Consider the following 20,772-nt stretch of genomic DNA (forward strand, 5'->3'; position numbering starts at 1 on the left):
GCTTGTCGATCATGATTAAGGCGAAAGCCTGATCGGATTACTCGGCAGCCTGGCGGCTCGTGCCGAAGGTCGGGTCGAGTTCGCCGGAGGCGTAGCGCTTGGCCATCTCGGCGAGGGTGAACACGCGCTTGATCTTCGAGGCCTGGCCGGCGGTGTTGAACTCCTGCAGGCGCTGCTTGCAGAGCTTCGTCATCGCCTCCATGGCGGGCTTCAGATACTTGCGCGGGTCGAACTCGCCCGGGTTCTCGGTCAGGACCTTGCGGATCTGGCCGGTCATCGCCATGCGGTTGTCGGTGTCGATGTTGATCTTGCGCACGCCGTGCTTGATGCCGCGCTGGATTTCTTCCACCGGCACGCCCCAGGTCGGCTTCATCTGGCCGCCGTACTGGTTGATGATGTCCTGCAGGTCCTGCGGCACCGAGGACGAGCCGTGCATCACCAGGTGGGTGTTCGGGAGCTTCTTGTGGATCTCCTCGATCACGTGCATGGCGAGGATCGCGCCGTCGGGCTTGCGGGTGAACTTGTAGGCGCCGTGCGAGGTGCCCATGGCGATGGCGAGCGCGTCGACCTTGGTCTCGGCCACGAACTTCACGGCCTCGTCCGGGTTCGTCAGAAGCTGGTCGTGCGACAGCTTGCCCTCGGCCCCGTGGCCGTCCTCGGCTTCGCCTTCACCCGTTTCCAGGGAGCCGAGCACGCCGAGTTCGCCTTCCACCGAGATACCGCCGAGATGGGCCATCTCGACCACCTTGCGGGTGACGCCCACATTGTAGTCCCAGTCGCCCGGGGTCTTGCCGTCGGCCTTGAGCGAGCCGTCCATCATCACCGAAGTGAAGCCGGCCTGGATCGCCGTCATGCAGGTGGAGGGCTCGTTGCCGTGGTCGAGATGCACGCAGACCGGGATATGCGGATAGATCTCGGTTACCGCGTCCATCATGTGCTTGAGCATGACGTCGTTGGCGTAGGAGCGCGCACCGCGGCTCGCCTGGATGATCACCGGCGCGTCGACCTCGCTGGCCGCCGCCATGATCGCGAGCGCCTGCTCCATGTTGTTGATGTTGAAGGCAGGCACGCCATAGCCTTGCTCGGCTGCGTGATCCAGAAGCTGCCTCATGGTGATGCGTGCCATATCGTCCTCCTTATGGGGCGCGTCGTTTAAAGCGCGCCGAAACTGAACCTGAGCTTAAGCGGGCCCGGAACCGCATTCTCCCGGCGAGGACAAGGTTAACGTCCTCGCCCGGGAAGGTCCTTCAGGCCCTCAGCGCTTCCACGCCGGGCAGCGACTTGCCTTCGAGCCATTCGAGGAAGGCGCCGCCTGCCGTCGATACATAGGTGAAATCGTCCGCAACGCCAGCATGGTTGAGGGCGGCAACCGTATCGCCGCCGCCGGCGACCGAGACGAGCTTGCCTTCCTTCGTGCGCTGAGCCGCATGGCGGGCAGCCGCGACCGTGCCCTGGTCGAAAGGCGCGATCTCGAAGGCGCCGAGCGGGCCGTTCCAGACGAGCGTCGCCGCGTCGTTGATCGCGGCAGAGATGCGCTCCACCGATTGGGAGCCCACGTCCAGGATCATCTGGTCCTCGGGGATCGCGTCGATGCCGTAGGTGTGGTTGGGGGCGCCCGCCTTGAACTCGTAGGCGCAGACGCCGTCCACGGGCAGGATGATGGCGCAGTTGGAGGCGCGGGCCTTCTCGATGATCCGCATGGCGGTGGCCGCCAGATCCTTCTCGGCCAGCGACTTGCCGATTCCGAGACCCGTTGCGTGCACGAAGGTATTGGCCATGCCGCCGCCGATCACGAGGGCGTCGACCTTGGCCACGAGGTTTTCGAGCAGGTCGATCTTGGTCGAAACCTTGGCGCCGCCCACGATGGCGACGACAGGGCGCTTGGGCGCCTCGAGCCCCTTGGTGAGGGCATCGAGTTCCTGCTGCATGGTGCGGCCCGCATAGGCCGGCAGCACCCGGGCGAGGCCCTCGGTCGAGGCGTGGGCGCGGTGCGCGGCCGAGAAGGCGTCGTTGACGTAGAGGTCGCCGAGCTTCGCCAGTTCCTGGACGAAGGCCGGATCGTTCTTCTCCTCGCCCGCATGGAAGCGGGTGTTTTCGAGGAGAAGCACGTCGCCGTCCTTGAGGGCGCCGACGGCCTGAGCGGCGCCTTCGCCGATGCAGTCATCGGCGAAGGCGATCGTTTTCCCGAGATGCTTCGAGACCGCTTCCGCGACGGGCTTCAGGGACTCTTTCAGATCGCGCCCCTTCGGGCGTCCGAAATGGGCGAGAAGGATCACCCTTCCGCCCTTGTCGGCGATCTCCCGGATGGTGGGAAGGACGCGCTCGATGCGCGTCGCGTCCGTCACCCGGCCGTTCTCCATCGGGACGTTGAGGTCGACCCGGACGAGAACGCGTCTTCCCTTGACGTCGGCCTGGTCCAGCGTGCGGAAGGCGGTCATGAAGCGGCCTCCCTTAGATGAGCTTCGCCATGGCGATGGCAGTGTCGGCCATGCGGTTCGAGAAGCCCCATTCGTTGTCGTACCAGGACAGCACGCGCACGAAGTTGCCTTCCATTACCTTGGTCTGGTCCAGGTGGAACACGGAGGAATGCGGGTCGTGGTTGAAGTCCGACGACACGTTCGGCTGGTTCGTGTAGCCGAGCACGTTCTTCAGCGGGCCGTCGGCGGCAGCCTTGATCGCCGCGTTGATCTCTTCCTTCGTGGTGTTCTTCTTGGCCACGAACTTGAAGTCGACCACGGAGACGTTCGGGGTCGGCACGCGGATCGAGGACCCGTCGAGCTTGCCGTTGAGCTCCGGCAGGACGAGGCCGACGGCCTTGGCGGCGCCGGTCGAGGTCGGGATCATGTTCAGGGCCGCCGCGCGGGCGCGGTAGAGGTCCTTGTGCATCTGATCCAGCGTCGGCTGGTCGTTGGTGTAGGAGTGGATCGTGGTCATGAAGCCTTTCTCGATGCCCACGGTCTCATGAAGCACCTTCGCCACGGGGGCGAGGCAGTTCGTGGTGCAGGAGGCGTTCGAGACGACGATGTGTTCCTTCTTCAGCTTGTCGTGGTTGACGCCGTAGACGACCGTGAGGTCGGCGCCGTCGGCCGGGGCCGAGACGAGGACGCGCTTGGCACCGGCGGTCAGATGCGCCGAGGCCCTCTCCTTCGAGGTGGAGATGCCCGTGCATTCCATGGCGATGTCGACGCCGAGTTCACGGTGCGGCAGGGTCGCCGGATCCTTGATTGCCGTCACGCGGATCTTCTGGCCGTTGATGACGAGGAACTCGCCGTCGACCTGCACGTCCGCCGGGAAGCGGCCATGGACGGAGTCGAAGCGGAGCAGGTGAGCGTTCGTCTCGACCGGGCCGAGGTCGTTGATGGCAACCACCTCGATGTCCTTGCGGCCGCTTTCCACGATGCCGCGGAGGATGTTGCGTCCGATGCGACCGAATCCGTTGATCGCGACCTTCACCGTCATAGTCTTAGCTCCCTTGTGTAACGAGGCTTCAGGTTTCTCGTGCCTCAGAGATTGTGTGTCCGGAGAACCTTTTCAGCCACCGCCTCGGCCGTGATGCCGAAGTGCTTGTAAAGGTCCTTGTAGGGCGCGCTGGCGCCAAACCCATGCATGCCGACGAAAATTCCGTCGGGGCCGATGACCGAATCCCAGCCGAAGCGCACGGCGGCCTCGACCGCGACCTTGACCGGCGCATCGCCGATGATCTCCCGGCGCACCTTCTCGGGCTGGGCGAGGAACAGGTCGAGGGACGGCACCGACACGACGCGGACGGCGAAGCTCTGTTCTTCCAGGAGCTTCTGGGCCGCCAGCGCGATCTCCACCTCGGAACCGGACGCGAAAATCGTCGCGCGGGCCTGGCCGTTGGCCGGGGACAGCTCGTAGGCGCCGGTGGCCGAGAGGTTCTTCGCGCCGCCTTCCTTACGGACCTGCGGCAGGTTCTGGCGGGTGAGCGCGAGCGTCGTCGGGCCGTCCGTACGCTCGAGGGCCATCTGCCAGGCTTCCGCCGTCTCGATCGCGTCCGCCGGGCGGAACACACGCATCTTCGGCATGGACCGCAGGGCGGCCAGGTGCTCCACCGGCTGGTGGGTCGGCCCGTCCTCGCCGAGGCCGATGGAATCGTGGGTCATCACATAGACGGCCGGGATGCCGGCAAGCGACGCGATGCGCATGGCGGGCCGCGCGTAATCGGTGAAGACCAGGAAGGTCGCGCCCGCCGGCACATAGCCGCCGTGGAGCGCGATACCGTTCATGGCCGCCGCCATGCCGTGCTCGCGGATGCCGTAATGGATGTAGCGGCCCGCGTAGTTGCCGGGCGAGATGGCGGTGAGGTTCTTGGTCTTGGTGTTGTTGGAGGGTGTCAGGTCCGCCGAACCCAGCACCAGCTCCGGTACGGCTTCGGTGATCACCTCGAGGGCGATCTCGCTGGCCTTGCGGGTGGCGACGTTCTGCGGCTCGGCGATGAGCCGGTCCTTCAGCTTGGCGATGGCCTCGGCGAGGCCCTCGGGACGCACGCCCTTCACCCGGCGCTCGAACTCGGCGCGCGTCTCGGGCGCGAGAGCCTTCAGGCGCTCTTCCCAGGCCTTGCGCTGGCGGCGGCCCTTCTTGCCGGCCTTCGCCCAGGCGTCGCGGATATTGTCCGGGATCTCGAAGGGAGCATGGCCCCAGCCGTAAGCGGTCTTGGCGCCTGCCAGCTCCTCGGCGCCGAGCGGCTCGCCGTGGGCCTTGGAGGTGCCGGCCTTCTTGGGCGCGCCGTAGCCGATGGTGGTCTTGCACGCGATCAGGGTCGGCCTGTCCGACTTCTGGGCGCGAGAAATGGCGCGCTGCAGGGCCTTCGGGTCATGGCCGTCCACCCGCACGGCGTTCCAGCCGCAGGCCTGGAAGCGCTTCACCTGGTCGACCGAGTCCGAGATGGACAGCGGGCCGTCGATGGAGATGCCGTTGTCGTCCCACAGGACGATCATGCGGTTGAGCTTCAGGTGGCCGGCAAGCGCGATGGCCTCGTGGCTGATGCCTTCCATCAGGTCGCCGTCGGAGGCGAGCACGTAAGTGTAATGGTCGACGAGGTCGCTGCCGTATTCGGCGTTGAGCATGCGCTCGGCCAGCGCGAAGCCGACCGCCGTGGCGATGCCCTGGCCGAGAGGGCCCGTGGTGGTCTCGACGCCCGGCGTCATGAAGTTCTCAGGGTGCCCCGGGGTCTTGGAATCGAGCTTGCGGAAGTTCTTCAGCTCCTCGACGGTCATGCCCTTCACGCCGGTCAGGTGGAGCAGGGCGTAGAGCAGCATCGAGCCGTGGCCGGCCGAGAGGATGAACCGGTCGCGGTCCGGCCAGGTCGGGTCGGCGGCATCGTATTTCATGAACTTGGTGAACAATACCGTCGCCATGTCGGCTGCGCCCATGGGCAGGCCCGGATGGCCGGATTTGGCTTGTTCGACGGCGTCCATGGCGAGGACGCGCACGGCGTTCGCCAGATCGGAATGGGTGACGCGATCGGCGGAGACGGTATCTTGCACGGCGAGATCCACAAGGCTTGAGGCCCCGCAACGGGGCGGTCTGTCTGGAAAAGGCGTGGGCTCCTTAACACGCGGCCAAGGCGAGTCAAAGACCGGAGGGGTGCAATCCCCGTCGGGAGCGTGAGCTTTGATGCCCAAGAGCGCATCGTGTAACCCGGAAAACCGGGTCCACTTTTCCGTACGATGCCAGCGCATCGGACCCAAAAGTGGATCCACTTTTGGGATCGATCCGATGCGCCTCTCTTTGAAGAGCACATCGCGTAACCCGGAAAACCGGGTCCACTTTTCCGTACGATGCGCTAGTGTCGTGGGCGATTCAGGAGGCATGATGGCGCCCACACTCGAGGAAGCGATGAAGCGGCTGGACATGGCCCTGGGCCTTCTGGAGGCCTCCGTGTCCCGTCGCCTGGAAGCCGACAGGCGGCGCGGCGCCCTGGAAACCGAGCTCCAGCTCATGCAGGACGACCGGGCCCGCCTCGCCGTGGAACTCGACGGCGCGCTCACCCGGCTCCACCGCTTCGAGGCCGCGACCGACGATGTCGGCCGGCGGGTCCGCCAGGCCATCGGGGCCGTCCAGACCGTCCTGGCCCAGGCCGGCCAGCTCGAGCCGGAGGAGGGCTAGGCCATGCCTCAGGTGACGGTGACGATTGCCGGGCAGACCTATCGCGTGGCCTGCGCCGAGGGCGAGGAGGGGCATCTCGAAGGCCTCGCGGCGTCCTACGACGCCCGGATCGAGGAGATGCGCGCCGCCTTCGGCGAGATCGGCGACCTGCGCCTCCATGTGATGGCGGCCATCGCCCAGGCGGACGAGCTGCACGAGACGAAACGGCGGGTTGCCGCGCTGGAGGCCGAGGTCGCGGCGCTCAACAGCATCAACGCCTCCCGAGACGAGCGTCTCGAACGGATCGAGACGAGGCTCGCGGAGGGCGTCCAGATGGCGGCCAAGCGGATCGAGGATCTGGCCCGCAGCCTGAACGGGGCGGGGCAGGGATAGGTTGCGGCACGCGGCTTCACAGCCCCGCCATCGTGGCCGGGCTCGTGCTCAGGTGTCATCCCCGGCGCACGAAGTGCGGGAAGGGGATCCACGATCGCGCTGAGCTGTGGATTCCCTTTCCCTCCGCAGACGCTCCGGCCGGGAATGACACCAAGGGCCGCAAAACCTTCAATTCAACGAGAGACGATACTGGCGCTGCCGGAGCTGGGTCAGAAGCTCCACATAGGGCTCCCGCTTTTCGCGATGAGCGGCTTCGATCTTCCGCTTGATGTAATCCTTCAATTCCTGGTCGGGCATGTTCTTCTCGACCTTGTCCAACTCGACCTGATACTCGAAATCGATATTACCAATCATGTGCAGCACTTCCCGCATCATCGAATCGATACTGGGAGAGGCTGTGGAATCGTTACGATACAACTCTTTGTAATTGTTCCGTTTCAGATGGGCCATGTTTCCTCCATCGAGCGATGGCACATCCCCCACAGGAACAGATTGCGCCCATTTCGGTCGCTGCGCCACCCCGTAATTTCCCTAGGGTCATCGGCGGTGACCGGACCGAGCCGCAAAGATCTCCGGTCAGGCTCACATTTCCCCTTTCCCCGGGACCGTCTCGTCCCTATGTAGGGAAGGCGGGGCTGCGGGGCGCGTTAGGAGTTCATTTTCCCCGGGGCCTTATCGATCCTGAAGGGAGCTGTCCCTGACCCGGTCCGTGGACCGGGACATACGGCGCCCACCTACTTTGTAGGTTCCCGGGATCGCTTCTCCGACGGTTTCTGTGGCTCCGCACCTTATGCAATCTCCTCCCCCTCCAGTCTTGAAAGAGCGCCTGCGCGGCGAGGTTTTCGCGCGCCGCGACGCTCTCGACAAAGATTTCCGCCATGAGGCCGCCCGGCGCATTGCCGAGAGCGCCCTCGGCTTTCCCGATTTGAAGGACGTCACCCCCGTCGGAGGCTATTGGCCCATCCGCAGCGAGGTCGATCCGCGTCCCCTCATGGAAGCGCTGATCGAACGCGGGCAGGATGTCGCCCTCTCCCAGATCCTCCATCCGCACCTCAGCTGGCGCCAGTGGCAGCCCGGCGACGTGCTGGTCAAAGGCGGCTTCGGCGTGCGCGAGCCCGGCCCCGACGCGCCGGAGGTGTTTCCCAAGGCGCTCCTCGTGCCGCTCGTCGCCTTCGACCGCCGGGGCGGGCGCATCGGCTACGGCAAGGGGCATTTCGACCGGGCCATCGCGGCCCTCGAAACGCAGCATCCGGTCTTGACCATCGGTCTGGCGTATGCGGTTCAGGAGATCGACGAAGTGCCGGTCGAGCCTCATGACCGGCGTCTCGACATGATCATCACCGAAGCCGAACTCATTCGGACCGCATCCTAGTTTAAGGATCCACCATGCGTCTTCTTTTCCTTGGCGACATCGTCGGGCGGCCCGGCCGCAATGCGGTGATCGAGCGCCTGCCGGGCTTGCGCGATCGCTGGCAGCTCGACTGCGTGGTCATCAACGGCGAAAACTCCGCCGGCGGGTTCGGCATCACGGAGGCGATCTGCGACGAGATCCTGGCTGCCGGCGCCGATGCCATCACGCTTGGCAATCATTCCTGGGACCAGCGCGAGACGCTCGTGTTCATCGAGCGACAGCCGCGACTCATCCGTCCGGCCAATTACCCGCCGGGCACGCCAGGGCGCGGCGCCAACCTCATCGATACCCGCTCGGGAGCCCGTGTTCTCGTGGTGCAGGCGATGGGCCGCCTCTACATGGACGCCCTCGACGATCCCTTCGCGGCGGTCGACCGGGAGCTCGAAACCTGCCCCATGGGGCAGGTGGCCGACGCGGTCATCGTCGACTTCCACGCGGAGGCGACGAGCGAGAAGGAGGCTATGGGCCATTATCTCGACGGGCGGGCGAGCCTCGTGGTCGGCACCCACACCCACGTGCCCACAGCCGATCACCGGGTGCTCGCGGGCGGCACCGCCTACATGTCCGATGCGGGCATGTGCGGCGACTACGATTCTGTCCTCGGCATGCAGAAAGAAGAGGCGATCCGCCGCTTCATCCAGAAGACGCCGGGCACCCGCCTGGAGCCGGGCCTGAACGAGGGGACCCTGTCCGGAATCGCGGTCGAGACGGACGACCGCACCGGCCTGGCGGTGCGCGTGGCGGCTTTGCGGCTCGGACCGAACCTGGAAGAGACTTGGCCGCGGTTCTGGGATTAGCGCGCCGCCTCCCTCTCCCGCGCTGCCCTTTACCTTGTGCAGCATCGTTCCCATCTTGGCGCTACGGAGGACAAGGTGGACGCGGATACCGAGACGGCAGAGCCGAAAAAGGGCACCTATCATCAGGAAAGCGAGCTCCATCTCGCCCACGAGCACCAGAGCGCTTCCGCCGTTCTGCGCGCCGTTATCGACGAGGCCAAGGGCGAGACGATCTCCATTCGAGAGATCATCGAGGCCTTCGGCGAGCGCGCCTTCGGCTTCGTGCTGATCCTGTTCTCCCTGCCGAACTGCGTGCCGAACGTGCCGGGGATCGCCGGAATCGTCGGGACTCCGGTCCTGATCTTCGGCATCCAGATGATGCTGGGCCACACCCGGCCCTGGCTGCCGGACTTCATCCTGCGGCAGACGGTTTCCGTCGGGAAGTTCAAGCGCCTCATCGACATCGCGGAGCCGAAGCTTCAGAAGCTCGAGAGCTACTGCAAACCCAGGCTGCTCCCCCTGTTCGGCCCGTTCGGGGACCGGGTGGCGGGGTTCTTCGCCTTCCTGGTTGCCGTATCGGTGCTGATCCCGTTTCCCGGAACCAATTTCCCGCCGTCCATCGCGCTCGTCATCGCGTCCATCGCCATCATGGAGGAGGACGGCTACCTCCTGATCGTCGGCTACCTCATCGGTTTGGCAGGGCTCGCCTATACGGCCACGATCCTGGGCGCCTCCTACCACCTGATCCTGGCGACCATTCACAACCTGCCCGGGTGGCTCGGGCTCTAGTTTTTCCGGAACCTGTCGAGAGGGCCTTTGCCTCAGGCCCTTCGCCGCCTTATAAGCCTGCCATCGTCAACTTTTCAGGCCTGACGGGCGCTTTTCCATAAGCCGCCTTCGGCCCAACTATCCGGAGACCCCGATGGCCGGGCATTCACAATTCAAGAATATCATGCACCGCAAGGGCAAGGTCGATGCGGTGCGCTCCAAGGTGTTTTCCAAGCTCGCCCGCGAAATCACCGTGGCGGCCAAGATGGGCATGCCCGACCCCAACATGAACCCGCGCTTGCGTGCCGCGATCCTCGCCGCCCGCGCCGAGAACATGCCCAAGGACAACATCCAGCGCGCCATCAACAAGGCCTCCGGCGGCGACGCGGAGAATTACGACGAGATCCGGTATGAGGGTTATGGCCCCGGCGGCGCCGCCATCATCGTCGAGGCGATGACCGACAACCGCAACCGCACCGCCTCGGACATCCGCTCCTACTTCACCAAGAGCGGCGGCAACCTGGCCGAAACCGGCGCCGTCTCCTTCATGTTCGACCGGGTCGGCTATATCGAGTTCGGTCCCGACGTGGCGGATGCCGACGCCATGCTGGAAGCCGCCATCGACGCCGGCGCCGACGACGTGGTCTCGTCCGAGAACGGCCACGAGATCTATTGCGACCAGGGATCCCTCAACGAGGTGACCAAGGCCCTCGAGGACAAGTTCGGTGAGCCCAAGGCCTCCAAGCTCGTCTGGAAGCCCCAGACCCCGGTCGCGGTCGATGACGAGACCGGCGAGAAGCTCATGAAGCTCATGGAATCCCTGGAGGAGCACGACGACGTCCAGAGCGTCTACGGCAATTTCGAGCTCTCCGACGCCCTGATGCAGAAGATGGCGGAGTGATATTCTTTGTGCGTCACGCCCGGGCATGTCCCGGGCATCCACGTCTTCTTAACCGGTGATGGCGTGGATGGTCGGATCGAGCCCGGCCATGACGATGGAGAAAGAAAGTGACCGAACGCGTCCGAATCCTCGGCCTGGATCCCGGCCTGCGCAACACGGGCTGGGGCGTCATCACGGTCGAGGGGACGAAGCTCTCCTATGTGGCCTGCGGGGTCGTGACCTCGGACGGCGATCTCGACCTGGCGCTTCGCCTCAAGCAGCTCCACGACCGGTTGACCGAGGTGATCCGGACCTGGACCCCCGACGAGGTTTCTGTGGAGGAAACCTTCGTCAACAAGGACGCCCAGGCGACCCTCAAACTCGGACAGGCTCGCGCCATGTCCCTGCTGGTCCCGGCCCTGCACGGCCTGCCGGTGGCGGAATACGGCGCGAACCAGGTGAAGAAGACCGTGGTGGGCGTGGGGCACGCCGAGAAGGACCAGGTCCAGGCCATGGTCAGGATCCTGCTGCCCAAGGCCGAGTTCAAGAAGGCGGACGCCGCCGACGCGCTCGCCATCGCCATCGCCCATGCGCACCACCGCAAGGCTCGCGCTCTGGTGGCGAGCCTCTGAGATCATTGAAAGGTGTCATCGCGGACGGAGCGCAAGCGAAGATCCGGGATCGCGGTGAGAACAAAGCGCGACCAAAGGCTTTCTTTTCAAGAGAAACAGTGTTTTATCCTGCACACGATCCCGGGTTCCGCTCCACAGCCCCGGGATGATTATGGGGAGCAAAGAGTAACGTGATCGGCAAACTCAAAGGCGTGGTGGATTCCTATGGTGAGGATTTCGTGATCCTCGACGTGCACGGGGTCGGCTATGTGGTTCATTGCTCCTCCCGCACCCTCCAGAACCTGCCGTCCACCGGCGAGGCGGCGACCCTGTCCATCGAGACCCATGTGCGCGAGGACATGATCCGCCTGTTCGGCTTCCGGTCGGATTCGGAGCGCGAATGGTTCCGCCTGCTCCAGTCGGTCCAGGGTGTGGGCTCCAAGGTGGCGCTCGGCATCCTCTCGGTGCTCGACCCCGGCAGTCTCGCGACCGCCATCGCGACCGGCGACAAGGCCTCCGTGGCGCGCGGACCCGGCGTCGGCCCCAAGCTCGCCCAGCGCATCGTCTCGGAACTGAAGGACAAGGCCCCGGCCTTCTCACCCGTCGATCCCGCCCTCATCCGCCTCACGGGAGCGGTGGAGGACAAGAGCGCGCCGGCCCCGGTGGCGGACGCCATCTCGGCACTGGTCAATCTCGGCTATCCCCAGGTCCAGGCCTCAGCCGCCGTGGCCGCCGCCATGAAGCAGGCCGGAGACGAGGCCGAGGCCAAGACGCTCATCCGGCTGGGGTTGCGGGAGCTGGCGCGGTAAGTGCTCTCGTAAGGACCGTTCCTGTTTTGATCTTGTTAAGAATGGCGTATTAGAGCGTCATCGCCTATATGAAGCCTCTGGAAGGTAAGCCTCTTTGACCGATTCCCGCCGCCTGCTCAGCCCTGAAAAGCGCGAGGACGATGTCGATGCGTCGATCCGGCCGCTCTCGCTCGACGATTTCACGGGCCAGAAGGCCGCGCGGGCCAATCTCCAGGTCTTCATCGATGCCGCCAAGGCGCGGGGCGACGCTCTCGATCACGTGCTCTTCGTCGGCCCGCCGGGTCTCGGCAAGACCACGCTGGCGCAGATCGTGGCGCGGGAGCTTGGGGTCAATTTCCGCTCGACCTCCGGCCCGGTGATCGCCAAGGCGGGGGATCTGGCAGCGCAGCTCACCAACCTCGAAGAGCGCGACGTGCTCTTCATCGACGAGATCCACCGCCTCAACCCGGCCGTGGAAGAAATCCTCTATCCGGCCATGGAGGATTACCAGCTCGACCTCATCATCGGCGAGGGTCCGGCTGCCCGCTCGGTGAAGATTGAGCTGCCGAAATTCACCCTGGTCGGCGCCACCACCCGGGCGGGCCTGCTCACCACGCCGTTGCGCGACAGGTTCGGCATTCCGATCCGGCTTGAATTCTACACGGTCGACGAGCTGGAGCTGATCGTCCGGCGCGGTGCCCGGGTGCTCGGCCTGGGTATGAGCGAGGAGGGTGCCAACGAGATCGCCCGCCGCTCGCGCGGCACGCCCCGTATCGCCGGGCGCCTGCTACGCCGCGTGCGCGACTTCGCCATCGTCGAGGGCGTCCAGACCGTGTCGCGCGACCTCGCCGACAAGTCCCTGCGGCTCCTCGACGTGGACCCCATCGGCCTCGATCTGATGGACCGCAAGTACCTGACCATGATCGCCAATTCCTTCGGCGGCGGCCCGGTCGGCATCGAGACCATCGCGGCGGCTTTGTCCGAGCCGCGCGACGCCATCGAGGATATCATCGAGCCCTACCTGATCCAGAAGGGCTTCGTGCAGCGCACCCCGCGCGGCCGCATCCTCACGCCCCACGCCTTCAAGCACCTCGGCATCCCGGAGCCGACCCGCGAGACCTCGACGCAGTTCGGGCTGTTCAACGGGGACGGGGATGAGTGAGAAGCGCAACGCAGACACCTCCCCCTCGAGGGGGGAGGTCGCGCCGGAGGCGCGAGAGGGGGTGGGAGCCGCCACATCTGCCAATGTCGCGCCGCCACCCCATCCCGGAGCGCTGACGCGCTCCGACCCTCCCCCTCAAGGGGAGGAGGGCGCTTCGGCACACCTCTCCGGCTTCATGCAGGACGGCGCGCACGTTCTCCCCATCCGGGTCTATTACGAGGACACGGATTTCTCGGCCCGCGTCTATCACGCCAGCTATCTGCGCTTCATGGAGCGCGGACGCACGGAGCTGTTGCGGGCCGTCGAGGTGGCGCAGTCGGACCTCCATGCGGATATGGGCGGGCTCGCCTTCGTGGTCCGCAAGATGAACATCGACTTCCTCGGCGGCGCCGTGATGGACGACGTGCTGACCATCGTGACTCGCCCGAAGGAGATGCGCGGCGCGTCCATGACGCTCGCCCAGGAGGTGCGCCGGGGCGACGAGGTGCTCGTGAAGGCCGATGTGATGGTTGCGGCCGTCAGGGGAGGGCGTGCCGTGCGAATCCCCGACGAGCTGCGGGCGGCGCTGAGCGTGGATTTCTAGAATTGCTGCTTTCCCTATGGGCAGGGTGCGCAGGAGCCCTGCCTCAAGCGCATGCCAGACGGAATTTCCATATCAATTTCAGGTCATTCGCCTTTGCGAAGCCGCACTTAAACCAGACCTTAACCTTACCCTGTGCCTAACAGGTAACGGTCTGGAGCGATCACGAGTCTTGTGACCCTGCGCCCTTATTTTCGACAGATTCAGGGGCGAACGAGCAGTAATACAAGAACAGATTTTCCTAGACCATTCTGCGGTGGGCCTTGGATCCTTTCAAGGCTGCTCGAAGAGCGAGGACGAGACTTATGAACCCGGCTGATGTGGCCCAGGCCGCTCCTGTGGCCCACGACCTGTCCTTCTTTGGCCTGTTCTGGCAGGCCCATTTCATCGTCAAGCTCGTGATGCTGGGCCTGCTCGCGGCCTCCATCTGGTGCTGGGCCATCATCATCGACAAGACCCTGCTCTACGCCCGCTCCAAGCGCGCCATGGACCGCTTCGAGGACGTGTTCTGGTCCGGCCAGTCGCTCGAGGAGCTTTATCGCTCCCTCCAGAGCCGTCCGGCCACGGGCTTGGCCGCCGTGTTCGTCGCCGCCATGCGTGAATGGAAGCGCTCCTTCGAGGGCTCGGGACGGTCGTTCCAGAGCCTGCCGCAGCGCATCGACAAGGTGCTCGACGTCACCATCCAGCGCGAGGTGGAACGTCTGAACTCCCGCCTGACGGTGCTCGCCTCCATCGGCTCGGCCGGTCCCTATATCGGCCTCTTCGGCACGGTGGTGGGCATCATGAATTCCTTCACGTCCATCGCGGCCTCCAAGAACACGAGCCTCGCCGTCGTGGCGCCGGGCATCGCGGAGGCGCTGTTCGCCACCGCCATCGGCCTGTTCGCGGCCATCCCGGCGGTGCTCGCCTACAACAAGCTGCAGTCAGAGGTTGGCAAGCTTCAGACCCGGCTGGAAGGCTTCGCCGACGAGTTCTCGGCCATCCTGTCGCGCCAGATCGACGAGCGCATCGGCGGCCAGGCGGGGCACCACCCCGCCAATGCGGCGTAAAGGAGACCGGGCATGGCCATGATGGCAGGATCAGCGGGCGGCGGACGGCGGCGCAGGCGCGGCCGGACACCGGGCGCGATCAACGAAATCAACATGACGCCGTTCATCGACGTCATGCTGGTGCTGCTCATCATCTTCATGGTGGCGGCGCCCATGATGACCGCGGGCGTGCCGCTCGACCTGCCGCAGACGAAGGCCGCGCCGCTGAATTCCGATGCAACGCCGGTGACGCTCTCGATCAAGGCGAACGGCCAGGTGTTCCTGGGCGAGACCGAGCTGGTGGACGAGGCCATCGTCGGCAAGCTCGCGGAAGTGTCGAAGGCGGGCTTCGACGAGCGCGTTTTCGTGCGGGGCGATAAAAAGGTCGATTACGGGCGCGTCGCGCAGGTGATGTCGATCGTAACCACGGCAGGCTACAAGCGCGTCGCTCTCGTGACCGAGGTCGACCAGCGCTGAGCGGGATTGAGGACAGGGGGCGAACACACGTGGCGTTGAAGCTGAAATTCAACACCTCCGAGCCGGGCCTTTGGGTCTCGGGCGTCACGCATGCGTCGCTGTTGGCCGCCGCCCTGATCGGCCTGTCGGTCGGGACCGAATTCCCCCCGGCCGAGGAAGGCATCCCGGTCGAGATCATCACCGACAACCAGCTTTCGCAGATCACCAAGGGCGAGAAAACCGCCAAAGAGGTGCAGCCGAAGCCCCGCGCCGAGCGCGTGGCCGACAAGACCGAGCTGAAGGATCCGGGCGAGGACAAGCGCGATGCGCCGGCTCCGCCCAAGCGGCCGGCCGAGATGAAGGTTGCCGAGAAGGAAGAGCCGGTCGCCGCCCAGCCTCCGCCGCCCGCGCCGCCCACGCGCTCGCAGGAGGAAAAGGCTGCCCAGGCCAAGGCCGAGGAAGAAAAGAAGCTGCAGGAAAAGGCGGAAGCCGAGGCCATCGAAAAGGCCAAGGCCGCCGAGCAGGCCAAGATCGAGGCGGAAGCCAAGGCGAAGGCCGAAGCGGAGGCGAAGGCCAAGGCGGACGCCGAAGCCAAGAAGATCGCCGAGGCCAAGGCCAAAGCGAAGGCCGAGGCGGAAGCCAAGGCGAAAGCGGAGGCCGAGAAGAAGCTCGCCGAAGCCAAGGCCAAGGAAGAGGCCGAGGCGAAGGCGCGCAAGGAAGCCCAGCTCGCCAAGAAGCTCGATATGGGCGACCTGAAGCAGTTCCTCGACAGCAAGGAAAAGAACCAGTCCACCGGCGCGACCGGGCCGGAGGTCCAGAAGACCGCCGCCCTCGGCACCGCGACGGGATCGTCCGCGAAGCTCTCCCCGAGCCTGCGCGATGCGCTCATCGGGATCCTGGTCTCACAGATCGAGCGCTGCTACAGCGCGCCGATTTCCGCGTCGGGCGGTCAGGTGACCGCACCCATTCTCGATATCCGCCTGAACCAGGACGGGTCGCTCAGCACCGAGCCCCGGATCCTCCAGGCAGGGAGCAGCTCGACCGACCGTGCGGTTGCCGACGCGGCCGTCCGGGCCATTCGTAAGTGTCGCCAGTTCGAGATTCCGGCGAAATTCGTCCCGTATTACGCGGATTGGAAAGTATTGAACGTCCAGTTCGATCCTCCTCTCTCTTAAAGCCCTTCAAGCTTGAGATATCATCCCATGATCACTCGCTTCGTTTCCCGTCTTCTTGTCGCGCTCGCCGTTGTCCTGCCGATGGCGGCTCTTACGCCGTCCGCGCAGGCCCAGCTCTCGTTCCGCGTCGGCCCCGGCGGGCAGTTCCAGCCCATGCCCATCGCCATTGCCGATTTTTCCGGCGAGGGCGATCTCGGTCAGCGTGTGTCCGGCATCATCGGAAACAACCTGCAGCGCTCGGGATATTTCGCGCCGCTCGACAAGTCGCGGTTCCCGGAGCGTCCGTCCTTCGATGCCGCCCCGCGCTTCGATGCCTGGAAGATGGCGGGCGCGCAGGCCCTGGTGACGGGGCGCGTCTCGCGCGATCCCTCGGGCCGTCTGCGCGCCGAGTTCCGCCTGTGGGACATCGAGTCGGGTCAGCAGCTCACCGGCCAGCAATACGTGACCGACGCCAATTTCTGGCGCCGCGTCGGCCACATCATTTCGGACGCGGTCTACACCAAGGTGACGGGCTTCAGCGGGTTCTTCGACACGCGCATCGTATTCGTCGATGAATCGGGCCCGAAGGAGAACCGCCGCAAGCGCCTCGCGATCATGGACCAGGACGGCGCGAACGTGCGCTACCTGACTCAAGGAGACACCTCGGTCGTGACGCCGCGCTATTCGCCCGCCACGCAGGACATCACCTATTCGGCCCAGGTCGAGGGCCAGCAGCCGCGCGTCCAGGTGATCAACCTGGAGACGGGCACCCGCCAGGTTCTCGGCAACTTCCCCGACATGGCCTCCTCGCCGCGCTTCGCGCCGGACGGACAGCGCATCGTCATGAGCCTGCAGCAGGGCGGCAACGCCAACATCTTCATGATGGATCTGGGCTCGCGCGCCACCACGCGCCTGACCTCGACCGCCGCCATCGACACCTCGCCGTCCTTCTCGCCGGACGGCAGCCAGATCGTGTTCGAGAGCGATCGCGGCGGCAAGCAGCAGATCTACGCCATGAACGCGGACGGCTCGAACCAGCGCCGCATCTCCTTCGGCGACGGCTCCTATTCGCAGCCGGCCTGGTCGCCGCGCGGCGACTACATCGCCTTCACGAAGCAGCGCGCGGGCGGCTTCGCCATCGGCATCATGAAGCCGGACGGTTCGGGCGAGCGCATCCTGACGGAAGGCTTCCACAACGAGAGCCCGACCTGGGCGCCGAACGGCCAGTACATCCTGTTCTTCCGCGATCCGGGCGGACAGGCCGGCGGCAAGCTCTACATGGTCGACATCACCGGCCGCGTGGAGCAGCCGGTGCCGACCCCGTCCTTCGCGTCCGACCCGACCTGGTCGCCGCTGTTGAGCGAAAGCCGGCAGAGCAACTGACCGAATGAAGAAAGGGCCCCGCCGGGGCCCTTTTTATGTTTAGAGCATCAGGCGTGAATCCGAATTCACGTCCGATGCTCTCAGCTTTTGTATTGTCGCATCTTTCCACGCAAAACCGGTTCCCACTTTTGCGTTCGATGCTTCAGGCCCGCATCGTCGTCGCGCCGCCGGGTTCGTCCTTGTAGCTCTTGAGCTTGAAGGCGAGCGCCAGAAGGGAAATGCCGAAAACGAGCGCGTAGGCTCCCAGCCACCAGGTCAGCACCACGGCGCCGACCAGGGGAGCGACGAGCAGCGCGATGCCGAAGAGAACCGACACGATGCCGCTGAAGATCAGCCAGCCTCGGCCATAGGCCGGGTTCAGCTTGAACGCCGCGACGATCATGAGGACGCCGGTGATCAGCGACCATACGGCCATCAGGGTGACGAAGAACACGACCGTCAGCCCCGGCATCATGAAGGCGATGACGCCGACCAGGATGTTCAGGATGCCTTCGAGGATCAGGAGGCCCCAGCGCTGGTTGTTGGAAGCGGCCCTGACGGCGGCGATGATCCCGAACACGCCGTCGACCAGCATGTAGGCGGCGAAGACCCAGACCAGGGACAGGAGCGTGGCGCCGGGCATGAAGAAGGCGATGAGCGCGAAGATGATCGCGAAGACGCCCCTGAGCGCCAGCGCCCACCAGTTCTGCGCCAGAATCCGGCTCATCGCGTGGGTGCGGTCAAGGGTATCGAAAGGGCCGGTGGTGCCTGTAGCCATAGGAAGTCCTCCTGGAAAAGGGACATGCCGCCTTCAAGATGAACGCCAACCTTGACCGGTGGTTTCCCGGTTCTTCTTTTAGTTCCTATTCTCCTGGCGAAGTCTCGCTCTGTCTGATCTTGGTCAGCTTGCGCCGCAGGGCAAGCTTGCGGCGCCTGAGGCGCACGCGGCGCTTGAGGCGGAAGGCGCGGATCAGGAGCGCAAGGCCGAGCCAGATGAGCCCGATGACGATCGGCGACACGATCAGGACGGGAAAGACCGTCACAAGGACGGCGAGCGCCAGCAGCGCTCCGCCGATGATGGCGACGCTGCTGGCCTCGGTGGCCGTGAGCGAGCGCGAGCCGACGGCCTTGCCGACCGTGCTCGACAGGGCGAGGGCGCCGGCCGCCAGCCTGCGGACTCCGCCCTTCTTGAAGCGGTGGCCGCGACGCGAGCGCATGTTCCGGGCCTGGCGGCGCCTGGACTGCCAGCCGGGCACGATCTCGGTCGCGTTGGCGAGATCTTCCAGGTACATCGCCTCCATGGCTTCGGCGAAGTGGGCGTCCTCGACCACCACGTCGAGTTCCCAATTGGTCGCCCAGCTCGCGATGTTGAGATTGGTGGACCCGACGCGCGCCCAGCGACCGTCGACCACGGCGGTCTTGGCGTGGAGCATCGAGCCGTTCCATTCGAAGACCCTGATCCCGGCCTCGATCAGCGAGCGGTAGCCGGCGCGCACCACCGGCTGCAAGGCGGGAACGTCGCTCGATCCGGGAACGAGCAGGCGCACGTCCACCCCGTCGCGGGCGGCTTCGCCCAGGGCCTGCACATAGGAGGTGGTGGCGACGAAATAGGCGTCCGTGAGCCAGAGGTTTCGCTGAGCCGTTGCGGCGATGAACTGGTCGACCCGGTAAGTCCTGAACATGCCGGGCTCGCCGCTGATGACCCGGGCAGCCACCGAACCGGCCTGCGGGATCAGGTCGGCGTGAGGCCGTTCGGATTTCGGGATCGCCCTCATGCCGGCGAGAACCCAGCTCTCGGCGAATGTCGCATCGAGGTCGGCCACCACCGGACCTTCCAGGGAAAGGCCCGTGTCGCGCCACGGCTCCGTGCCGTTCCGGCCCACCCAACTGTCCGACACGCACAAGCCGGACACGAAGGCGATGCGCCCGTCGACGGTGATCAGCTTGCGATGGTTGCGGCGGATCCAGAACGGGTCGGTCAGCCGGGGCGGATTGAAGACGCGGGCCTCGACGCCCGCCTCCCGCAGCCGCCGCCAGTAATGGGGCAGGGCGCGGAACGAGGAGCCGAGCCAGTCGTAGAGCACCCGCACCCGCACGCCGGCGCGTGCGCGCTCCATCAGGGCCTCGGCGAACTCGCGGCCGGTCTCGTCGTCGGCGATGATGAAGTTCTCGAAATGGATGACGTCCGACGCCGACCGGATCGCCTTCAGCCAGGCCGGATAGTTCTCGCGCGAGTCCCGGAGCAGGGCGATCGCGTTTCCCTGGCGCAGGTCGCTGTCGGCGATGCGCGAGAAGGCGCGCTCGAGGCGCAGGTCGTCCAGGGCTTTTCGATAGGGATGCGCATGGCTTCCAGGCTGGGTCGTCACGATGTTCATGACCTCTCAACGCTCGAAACAGGCAATCGGCAGCAGCCCAGCTTCATCCGCCATCATCTTCCTGTCCTTAGGGTAGGAATAAACGGCGCGACGCGAAACCGTTCACACTTGGTTAACCCTAACCTTAACTTCCACAACTTGGCCATAATTCACCTTAATCCCCCTAGCTCCCTTCGCGGTTGACGGAACCCTCCCTTAACCATCCTCCCGATATGAAAGACACAACGTTCGGCAAACGTATGTGTAAGGAGTATTGCCAATGATGACGCTGCGCGCCGTCAAGTTCGCCGCTGCTATCGTCCTCGCCCTCGGGGCGGCGGCGTGTTCGTCCAACAAAGATGGTATGGCCGACGGAGCCGGAGGCTTCGGCGCCGGCGGTGCCGCCACCCCGGGCAGCGCCCAGGATTTCGTCGTGAACGTGGGTGACCGCGTGTTCTTCGAAACCGACTCGACCGACCTCACCCCCACGGCGGTCGCGACCCTCGACAAGCAGGCCCAGTGGCTGCAGCGCTACCCGCAATACACCTTCATCCTCGAAGGCCATGCGGACGAGCGCGGCACCCGCGAGTACAACTACTCGCTCTCCGCCCGCCGCGCCCAGGTCGTCCGCGACTACCTGATCTCCCGCGGCATCCCGGGCAACCGCTTCCGCACCGTGTCCTACGGCCAGGAGCGGCCGGTGGCGGTGTGCAACGACATCTCCTGCTGGTCGCAGAACCGCCGCGCGGTCACCGTGCTCGGCGGCGGCGCCGGGGCATAAGGCCACACCGAGCGCATCGTGCGGACCCAGAGGGCCGCGTCAGCGAAAAGTGGATCCGGTTTTCCGCCCGAACGATGCGCCAGACAAGAGAAGGAGCATCGGATTCGATCCCAAAAGTGGATTCCACTTTTGGGTCCGATGTTCGTTCAAACCCTCGTGA

General features: G+C 65.4%; 22 protein-coding genes and 1 other RNA gene. 16 read left to right on the forward strand and 7 right to left on the reverse strand.

Annotation, left to right across the window (positions count from 1 at the left end; all coding sequences use genetic code 11):
• Positions 1 to 37 precede the first annotated feature (37 nt).
• The 4 genes from fba to tkt form a co-directional block, all read right to left on the reverse strand.
• Positions 38 to 1,126: a class II fructose-bisphosphate aldolase gene (fba, locus tag H0S73_RS06840; protein WP_114945975.1), complete on the reverse strand. Its 1,089-nt coding sequence runs from the start codon at positions 1,124 to 1,126 to the stop codon at positions 38 to 40.
• Positions 1,127 to 1,247: 121 nt separating this feature from the next.
• Positions 1,248 to 2,438: a phosphoglycerate kinase gene (locus H0S73_RS06845; RefSeq protein WP_181051447.1), complete on the reverse strand. Its 1,191-nt coding sequence runs from the start codon at positions 2,436 to 2,438 to the stop codon at positions 1,248 to 1,250.
• A gap of 13 nt (positions 2,439 to 2,451) precedes the next feature.
• On the reverse strand, positions 2,452 to 3,459 hold the full coding sequence (gene gap, locus H0S73_RS06850; RefSeq protein WP_181051449.1) for a type I glyceraldehyde-3-phosphate dehydrogenase: 1,008 nt from the start codon (positions 3,457 to 3,459) through the stop codon (positions 2,452 to 2,454).
• A 44-nt stretch (positions 3,460 to 3,503) separates the two neighbouring features.
• Positions 3,504 to 5,438, reverse strand: a complete 1,935-nt coding sequence (gene tkt / locus H0S73_RS06855) for a transketolase (protein ID WP_246389228.1) — start codon at positions 5,436 to 5,438, stop codon at positions 3,504 to 3,506.
• Positions 5,439 to 5,835: 397 nt separating this feature from the next.
• On the opposite strand from tkt, the gene H0S73_RS06860 reads away from it, so the two are divergent.
• Positions 5,836 to 6,129 (forward strand): DUF4164 domain-containing protein, encoded by a 294-nt coding sequence (locus tag H0S73_RS06860; protein ID WP_009763427.1) that lies wholly within the window; start codon positions 5,836 to 5,838, stop codon positions 6,127 to 6,129.
• A gap of 3 nt (positions 6,130 to 6,132) precedes the next feature.
• On the forward strand, positions 6,133 to 6,501 hold the full coding sequence (locus H0S73_RS06865) for a cell division protein ZapA (protein ID WP_181051451.1): 369 nt from the start codon (positions 6,133 to 6,135) through the stop codon (positions 6,499 to 6,501).
• 168 nt (positions 6,502 to 6,669) lie between these two features.
• On the opposite strand, the gene H0S73_RS06870 is transcribed toward H0S73_RS06865, so the two are convergent.
• Complete coding sequence (locus tag H0S73_RS06870) at positions 6,670 to 6,855, reverse strand: hypothetical protein (RefSeq protein ID WP_181051452.1); 186 nt, start codon at positions 6,853 to 6,855, stop codon at positions 6,670 to 6,672.
• 275 nt (positions 6,856 to 7,130) lie between these two features.
• Here H0S73_RS06870 and ssrS point away from each other — a divergent pair.
• The 13 genes from ssrS (at position 7,131) to tolB (ending at position 17,498) form a co-directional block, all read left to right on the forward strand.
• Positions 7,131 to 7,287, forward strand: a non-coding RNA gene (ssrS, locus tag H0S73_RS06875) — 6S RNA.
• A gap of 4 nt (positions 7,288 to 7,291) precedes the next feature.
• Positions 7,292 to 7,873 carry a 5-formyltetrahydrofolate cyclo-ligase gene (locus H0S73_RS06880; RefSeq protein WP_181051454.1) on the forward strand — a complete coding sequence of 194 codons (582 nt, stop codon included), beginning with the start codon at positions 7,292 to 7,294 and terminating at the stop codon, positions 7,871 to 7,873.
• 14 nt (positions 7,874 to 7,887) lie between these two features.
• Positions 7,888 to 8,709, forward strand: coding sequence for a TIGR00282 family metallophosphoesterase (locus H0S73_RS06885; RefSeq protein ID WP_181051455.1), 822 nt, complete (start codon positions 7,888 to 7,890; stop codon positions 8,707 to 8,709).
• Between the two features lie 75 nt (positions 8,710 to 8,784).
• Positions 8,785 to 9,477, forward strand: coding sequence for an exopolysaccharide biosynthesis protein (locus H0S73_RS06890; protein ID WP_181051456.1), 693 nt, complete (start codon positions 8,785 to 8,787; stop codon positions 9,475 to 9,477).
• A 133-nt stretch (positions 9,478 to 9,610) separates the two neighbouring features.
• On the forward strand, positions 9,611 to 10,357 hold the full coding sequence (locus H0S73_RS06895; protein ID WP_009763433.1) for a YebC/PmpR family DNA-binding transcriptional regulator: 747 nt from the start codon (positions 9,611 to 9,613) through the stop codon (positions 10,355 to 10,357).
• A gap of 107 nt (positions 10,358 to 10,464) precedes the next feature.
• Positions 10,465 to 10,968 (forward strand): crossover junction endodeoxyribonuclease RuvC, encoded by a 504-nt coding sequence (gene ruvC / locus H0S73_RS06900; protein ID WP_181051457.1) that lies wholly within the window; start codon positions 10,465 to 10,467, stop codon positions 10,966 to 10,968.
• Positions 10,969 to 11,138: 170 nt separating this feature from the next.
• Positions 11,139 to 11,756 carry a Holliday junction branch migration protein RuvA gene (ruvA, locus tag H0S73_RS06905; RefSeq protein WP_181051458.1) on the forward strand — a complete coding sequence of 206 codons (618 nt, stop codon included), beginning with the start codon at positions 11,139 to 11,141 and terminating at the stop codon, positions 11,754 to 11,756.
• A gap of 94 nt (positions 11,757 to 11,850) precedes the next feature.
• On the forward strand, positions 11,851 to 12,897 hold the full coding sequence (ruvB, locus tag H0S73_RS06910; protein WP_181051459.1) for a Holliday junction branch migration DNA helicase RuvB: 1,047 nt from the start codon (positions 11,851 to 11,853) through the stop codon (positions 12,895 to 12,897).
• Between the two features lie 175 nt (positions 12,898 to 13,072).
• A complete protein-coding gene (gene ybgC / locus H0S73_RS06915) occupies positions 13,073 to 13,480 on the forward strand; it encodes a tol-pal system-associated acyl-CoA thioesterase (protein WP_181054264.1) in 408 nt (135 codons plus the stop codon).
• A 302-nt stretch (positions 13,481 to 13,782) separates the two neighbouring features.
• Positions 13,783 to 14,526: a protein TolQ gene (gene tolQ, locus H0S73_RS06920; RefSeq protein ID WP_181051460.1), complete on the forward strand. Its 744-nt coding sequence runs from the start codon at positions 13,783 to 13,785 to the stop codon at positions 14,524 to 14,526.
• A 12-nt stretch (positions 14,527 to 14,538) separates the two neighbouring features.
• Positions 14,539 to 14,982 carry an ExbD/TolR family protein gene (locus H0S73_RS06925; RefSeq protein WP_181051461.1) on the forward strand — a complete coding sequence of 148 codons (444 nt, stop codon included), beginning with the start codon at positions 14,539 to 14,541 and terminating at the stop codon, positions 14,980 to 14,982.
• A gap of 29 nt (positions 14,983 to 15,011) precedes the next feature.
• Positions 15,012 to 16,136, forward strand: coding sequence for a cell envelope integrity protein TolA (gene tolA / locus H0S73_RS06930; protein ID WP_425488175.1), 1,125 nt, complete (start codon positions 15,012 to 15,014; stop codon positions 16,134 to 16,136).
• A gap of 27 nt (positions 16,137 to 16,163) precedes the next feature.
• Positions 16,164 to 17,498, forward strand: a complete 1,335-nt coding sequence (gene tolB / locus H0S73_RS06935; RefSeq protein WP_181051462.1) for a Tol-Pal system beta propeller repeat protein TolB — start codon at positions 16,164 to 16,166, stop codon at positions 17,496 to 17,498.
• A gap of 142 nt (positions 17,499 to 17,640) precedes the next feature.
• Here the strand turns inward: tolB and H0S73_RS06940 are convergent, their stop codons facing one another.
• Both H0S73_RS06940 and H0S73_RS06945 read right to left on the reverse strand, forming a co-directional pair.
• Positions 17,641 to 18,255 carry an HdeD family acid-resistance protein gene (locus H0S73_RS06940; protein WP_181051463.1) on the reverse strand — a complete coding sequence of 205 codons (615 nt, stop codon included), beginning with the start codon at positions 18,253 to 18,255 and terminating at the stop codon, positions 17,641 to 17,643.
• An 85-nt stretch (positions 18,256 to 18,340) separates the two neighbouring features.
• The gene (locus H0S73_RS06945) at positions 18,341 to 19,852 is read right to left on the reverse strand and encodes a phospholipase D-like domain-containing protein (RefSeq protein WP_181051464.1); all 1,512 of its coding nucleotides are present in this window, start codon (positions 19,850 to 19,852) and stop codon (positions 18,341 to 18,343) included.
• A 259-nt stretch (positions 19,853 to 20,111) separates the two neighbouring features.
• On the opposite strand from H0S73_RS06945, the gene pal reads away from it, so the two are divergent.
• The gene (pal, locus tag H0S73_RS06950; RefSeq protein ID WP_181054266.1) at positions 20,112 to 20,612 is read left to right on the forward strand and encodes a peptidoglycan-associated lipoprotein Pal; all 501 of its coding nucleotides are present in this window, start codon (positions 20,112 to 20,114) and stop codon (positions 20,610 to 20,612) included.
• Positions 20,613 to 20,772 lie beyond the last annotated feature (160 nt).

Source organism: Microvirga mediterraneensis (assembly GCF_013520865.1).
Lineage (GTDB): Bacteria > Pseudomonadota > Alphaproteobacteria > Rhizobiales > Beijerinckiaceae > Microvirga > Microvirga mediterraneensis.